The 5,118-nt window shown below is 65.7% G+C and carries 5 protein-coding genes; all 5 read left to right on the forward strand.

What is annotated here, in order from left to right; all coding sequences use genetic code 11:
• Positions 1-536, forward strand: a 536-nt coding sequence (locus VFV09_04890) for a TadE family protein (protein HEU4867049.1), incomplete at its 5' end; no start/stop codon positions are given.
• Between the two features lie 88 nt (positions 537-624).
• A complete protein-coding gene (gene cpaB, locus VFV09_04895; protein HEU4867050.1) occupies positions 625-1,362 on the forward strand; it encodes a Flp pilus assembly protein CpaB in 738 nt (245 codons plus the stop codon).
• A complete protein-coding gene (locus tag VFV09_04900) occupies positions 1,359-2,876 on the forward strand; it encodes an AAA family ATPase (GenBank protein ID HEU4867051.1) in 1,518 nt (505 codons plus the stop codon). Before cpaB ends, VFV09_04900 begins: the two co-directional genes overlap by 4 nt.
• On the forward strand, positions 2,877-4,319 hold the full coding sequence (locus VFV09_04905; protein ID HEU4867052.1) for a CpaF family protein: 1,443 nt from the start codon (positions 2,877-2,879) through the stop codon (positions 4,317-4,319).
• Positions 4,316-5,118: type II secretion system F family protein (locus tag VFV09_04910; GenBank protein ID HEU4867053.1), on the forward strand; the 803-nt coding region annotated here is incomplete at its 3' end. The genes VFV09_04905 and VFV09_04910, both read left to right, overlap by 4 nt.

Raw genomic sequence — 5,118 nt, forward strand, 5'->3', positions numbered from 1 at the left:
GGGGTTGGGAGTTGCTCGAAGCAGTGTGCACGGGCAGGCGTTCGAGCCTGAGGAGCGAAACCGGAGGGAGCGCCGTGGAGATGGCGCTGGTACTCCCGGTGCTGGCTCTGATCCTGGCGGGAATCCTCGACTTCGGACTGGTCTTCAGCGACCTCATGGCCCTCAAGCAGGGAGTGGGCGCCGGAGTACGACAGGGGGTTGTCGGCCAGACGGGGTCCGTTTCCAGCTGTTCGATCAACGGCGCCGCCGGCGCAACCACCGACACGAAGAAGCTGATGTGCCTGACCAAGGACCATGTGGGACTCGACGACGCGGAGACCCGGACGATGGTCTCTTTTCCGGACTCGAAGCTGAAAGGCGGGTCGCTGATTATCTGCGCTCAGACGCCTCTCGAGTCGGCGAGCACGTTCTTTGACCCAATTCTGAACGGAGCCCTGAAGGCAAGAGTCCATATGCGCATCGAACAGGATCTGTCCACCTTCGGCACCTCTTCAGAGACCGCTCTGGCCGGTTCCGATTGGAGTTGGTGCGTGTGACAGCAGCGCCGACCACCTTCGGATCACCAGGGAGCACCCCAAACAACAATCGGAACCAACCAGTCACCAAGTTCAGGAGATATCAGGTATGAAGCGCTCGAAAGTCGTTGTGATCGGTGGAGCAGTGATGGCTATCCTCGGAATGCTCCTGGCTTACCTGTACACGGCCAGTGCCGGCAAGAACGCCCCCGCGACCACCACCGGCAAGACCGAAACCGCCTTCGCTTACGTCGCGGTCAACGACCTGACGGTCGGGACCCTCTGGGAGGACCTGGCCGAGGACATCGAGCGGCGCCAGATACCGGTGTCGCTTCGCCCGCCGGGCGCCATCTCCGACCCGAGCCAGGCCGAGGGTAAGACCCTGGTCCGGTCTATGTCGAAGGGCGAGATCCTGACCACCGTGCAGTTCAACAAGAACGGTTCCGAGAGCCTCAAGATCCCCGAGGGCATGAGGGCGCTGACCATCAGCGTGCCGCTGCCGCAGGGAGTCGGCGACTACATCCAGCCGGGGTCGAAGGCGGACATCTTCGTCACCTTCAAAGGACTGCCCGGCGAACCGCTCCCCGAGGACGCCACCCTCACCCAACTGCTGTTGAGCGACATCACGGTGCTGGCCAACCGCCGGGCGCTTTCGGCTGCGGCACAGGCCGCAGGAGAGGCTCCCGCGGAGTCGGGCGAGATCCTGCTGACCCTTTCCGTGAACACCGACCAGGCGGAGAAGATCATCTTCGCCAAGGAGAACGGCGCGCTTTGGCTGACCCTGATGAACGCCGGGGACCCGCCCGCAATCGGCACCGGCCGAACCTTCAGGACGGCGCTCGCATGAGCATGAGACTGCGCAACCAGCCGGAGGACTTTCCGGGTCCCCTGGGAGAGCCTATTGCCCCGGTCGACTACGAGCTTCTCCGCCGGCTCGAGATGGAGAGGCCCCCGGCAGCCGTTGTGACTCCCCGTACGCCTGAGGTTGCTCCGGAGCAGCCGAGGCTGGTGCAGCTGGTGTCGGCCCGGGACGACGAAGAAGACGAGATCGAAGCAGTCGAGGACGAGCCGGACATCGACCCCCCGACGGGGGCCGAGCGCCAGCCCAAGGTCATCGTTGTCGACCGTGTGGGCACCCTAGCTTCCGCGCTGGGGAAGGTCGCTGAAGGGCTCGACCCCGCGCCCGAGGTATTGAAGCTGGACCGCCCCACCGAGATAGTGGAGGTGGCGGCGGCCGAAGACCCGGATGTGATCATTCTCGGGCTGGAGGAGGTGACCGGCGCAGGCCTCAAGAGGCTGGCCGTGATCCACAAGGCCCAGCCGAAGATCGTCATTGTGCTGTCGGACAACCGTCGCAAGACGTGGACGGCGGCCCAGATGGCGGCCAGCGGCGCCAGCGACTTCATCCCGCCCAACCCGTCGAAGGCCCGGCTGCGGACCAAGCTTTCGGCCGCTCTGAACACGGCCGAGCAGCTGCGGGAGGGCAGCGTGGTGGTGACCGAGCGGGTCGTGATTCAGGACGCCGCTCCGGTGGAGGAATCCCGCGGACGCACTTCGACGGTTGCCCTCGCCCGGCTCTTCACCGTGGCGTCGGCTTCGGGCGGCAGCGGCAAGACCATGGTGGCGAGCAACCTTGCCGCCTATCTGGCGAAGGCCACCGGGGGCCGGGTTCTGCTGGTGGACCTCGACCTGCAGTTCGGCGAGATCGCTCCGTCCCTGCACCTGCACCCGCAGAGGACGATCGAGGACCTGCTCGGGGATCCGGATGAGCTGATGGAGTCGGTGGTCGAGCACAGCGCCGGATTCAACGCCCTATGCGCCCCGGTCGACGTTCTGGCCGGCGAACGAATCGGTCCGGACGAGGTTACGACGATCCTGGACGTGGCCCGGCGCCAGTTCGACTACGTCGTCGTCGACACCCCGCCCTCCCTCAACGAGACGTGCCTGGCCGTCTTCGACCAGTCCGAGAAGATCATCGTGACGGCGAACATGGATGTCCCGTCGCTGAAAAACATGCGCCGGTACCTGGAGACCATCGAGAAGCTCGACGTCGCCCCCGAAAAGGCGGTCCTGCTGGTCAACCGCTCGGACTCGAACATCGGCCTGGACCTTCAGGGTGTCGGCCAGCTCTTCCCGCAGGGGTTCCTGGCGGTGGTTCCGGTCTCCCGGGAGATCCCGTGGGCCACCAACATGGGCATCCCGCTGCTGGAGGCCAAGCCCAAGTCCGAAATCTCCCGCCAGCTGGCCGAGGGGTTCGCCACCTTGGTCCCCCCGGGTCCCGGCATTCAAGTTCCCTGGATCACCCCCGGTCACGGCGTCAAGCGTTCCGGCCTGCTTGGCCGCAAGAAAGGACAGAGCTAGATGGCGCTTTCGGACCGCCTGGAGAAGATCGAGACCGAAAAGGCCCGCGTCTCGGGGGTGAAGGCATCCCTGGTGCCCGACAAGAAGCGCAAGACTGCAGCCGGCACCTCCGCGAACTGGGGCCAGATGAAACGGCAGGTTCGCGACGCCCTCATGGAGGAGCTGGGGACCAAGCTGTACGCCAAGTCCAAGGCGGAGGAGATGAAGATTGTCCTATCGGAGAACCTCGAGGCGGCGCTCAGCCGGGCGGGGATCGTCCTTCCCGCATCCCAGCGGCCGAAGTTCGTTGCCGAGCTGACCGCCGACCTGCTCGGTTACGGGCCCCTGGAGGAGCTGCTCTCCCAGCCCGACATCACCGAGATCATGTGCAACGGCTACAACGACATCTACATCGAGAAGTCCGGCAAGCTCATCCACTCGGATGTCAGCTTCACCGACGAGGCCCACCTCAGGCAGGTCATCGAGAAGATCGTGGCGACGGTCGGCCGGAGGATCGACGAGTCCTCACCCATGGTGGACGCCCGCCTGCTGGACGGCTCCCGGGTGAACGCGATGCTGCCCCCCGTCGCCGTCGACTCCCCGGTGCTCACCATCCGGCGTTTCCCGGCCAAGCCGTTCGCCATGAGCGACCTGATCCGCCTGGGCGCGGTGACTCCGGACGCAGGGTTCTTCCTGGAGGCCGCGGTGCTCGGACGGCTCAACATGATCGTCTCGGGCGGAACGGGAACCGGAAAGACCACCCTTTTGAACATCCTGGGCGACTTCGTCCCGGAGAACGAGCGCATCATCACCATCGAGGACGCCGCGGAGATCCGGCTCTCCAAGCCCCACGTGGTCCGGATGGAGGCCCGTCCGGCCAACATCGAGGGAGTCGGCCAGGTGGGCATCCGTGAGCTGGTCCGCAACGCGTTGCGGATGCGGCCCGACCGGATCATCGTCGGAGAGGTCCGCGGCGGCGAGGCGCTGGACATGCTTCAGGCAATGAACACCGGGCACGAGGGAAGCCTCACCACCGTCCACTCCAACTCGCCGCGTGATGCGCTCACCAGGCTCGACACCATGGTGATGATGGCCGGCTACGACCTGCCCGTGCGTGCAATTCGCCAGCAGGTGGCCGCGGCGCTGGACATCGTCATCCAGATTCAACGGTTCGGTGACGGGTCCCGGCGTATCACCCACATCTCCGAGATCCAGGGCATGGAAGGCGACATCATCACCCTCCAGGACATCTTCCGGTACTCGTTCGCCGAGGGCGGAAGCGCCTCGGCGACCTCCTCGGGCAGCCTCAAGCCGACCGGGCTGCGCCCGAAGATCATCGAGAAGCTGCAGGACAAGGGGGTCGACGTCCCCGCCCGCCTCTTCCGCCCCCGGACCGAACCTCCGGCCGCCGCAGCCGGCAACCGGATTCTGACCGCCGCCAACGGAAAGAAGTCGTCGAGATGATGCAGCTGGCAGCGATCCTGCTGATCGGCGCAGGGTTCGTCGTCTGCGCCGTCGGTTTGTCCAAGGGCGCCACCGACCGCAACGCCGCGCTGAGAGAGCTTCTGGACAAAGAGCTGGACGTACCGACCAGGTCACCGCAGGACCTCTCGAAGCTGATGGAGAAGGCCGGAGCTTTTGCAGACCGAGCGATGGGACAGTCGCAGGCCGTCGGGAAGGTGCGGTTCAGGCTCATCCAATCGGGCTCGACTCTGAGGTCGGGGGAGTTCGGCGCCATGGTGGCCATGGGCGCCCTTGTCACCGCAGCGCTGCTGTACCTGCTCACCGACTCGATCATCGGAGCGCTGGTGGGCCTGGTGGTCATCCCGATGCTGTCACTCTCGCGGCTGAAGTCGAAGGCAGCCAAGAGGGTCGCCAAACTCGAGTCCCAGCTTCCCGAAACCCTTCAGCTGATCGCCGGCTCGCTGGACTCCGGAACCTCGCTGCTGCTCGGTATGGAGCTGGCGGGCGCCGAGGGGGAGTCGCCGCTGGCCGACGAGCTGGCCCGGGTGGTTGCCGAGTCGGCGGTGGGGCGCCCGCTTCTGGAGGGCCTCGACGCCATGTCGGAACGTATCGGCTCCAAGGACATCTCGTGGACCGTCAAAGCCATCCGCATCCAGCACCAGACCGGCGGCAAGCTGGCCGACACGCTTCGAATCCTGGCCGACTTCATGCACACGCGGCAGGAGGTCCGGGGTGAGGTCCGTGCCCTCTCCGCCGAGGCCCGCATCTCCGGCAAGATCCTGATCATCATGCCGATATC

The organism is Actinomycetota bacterium, from assembly GCA_035759705.1.
Taxonomy (GTDB): Bacteria; Actinomycetota; CADDZG01; order JAHWKV01; family JAHWKV01; genus JAJCYE01.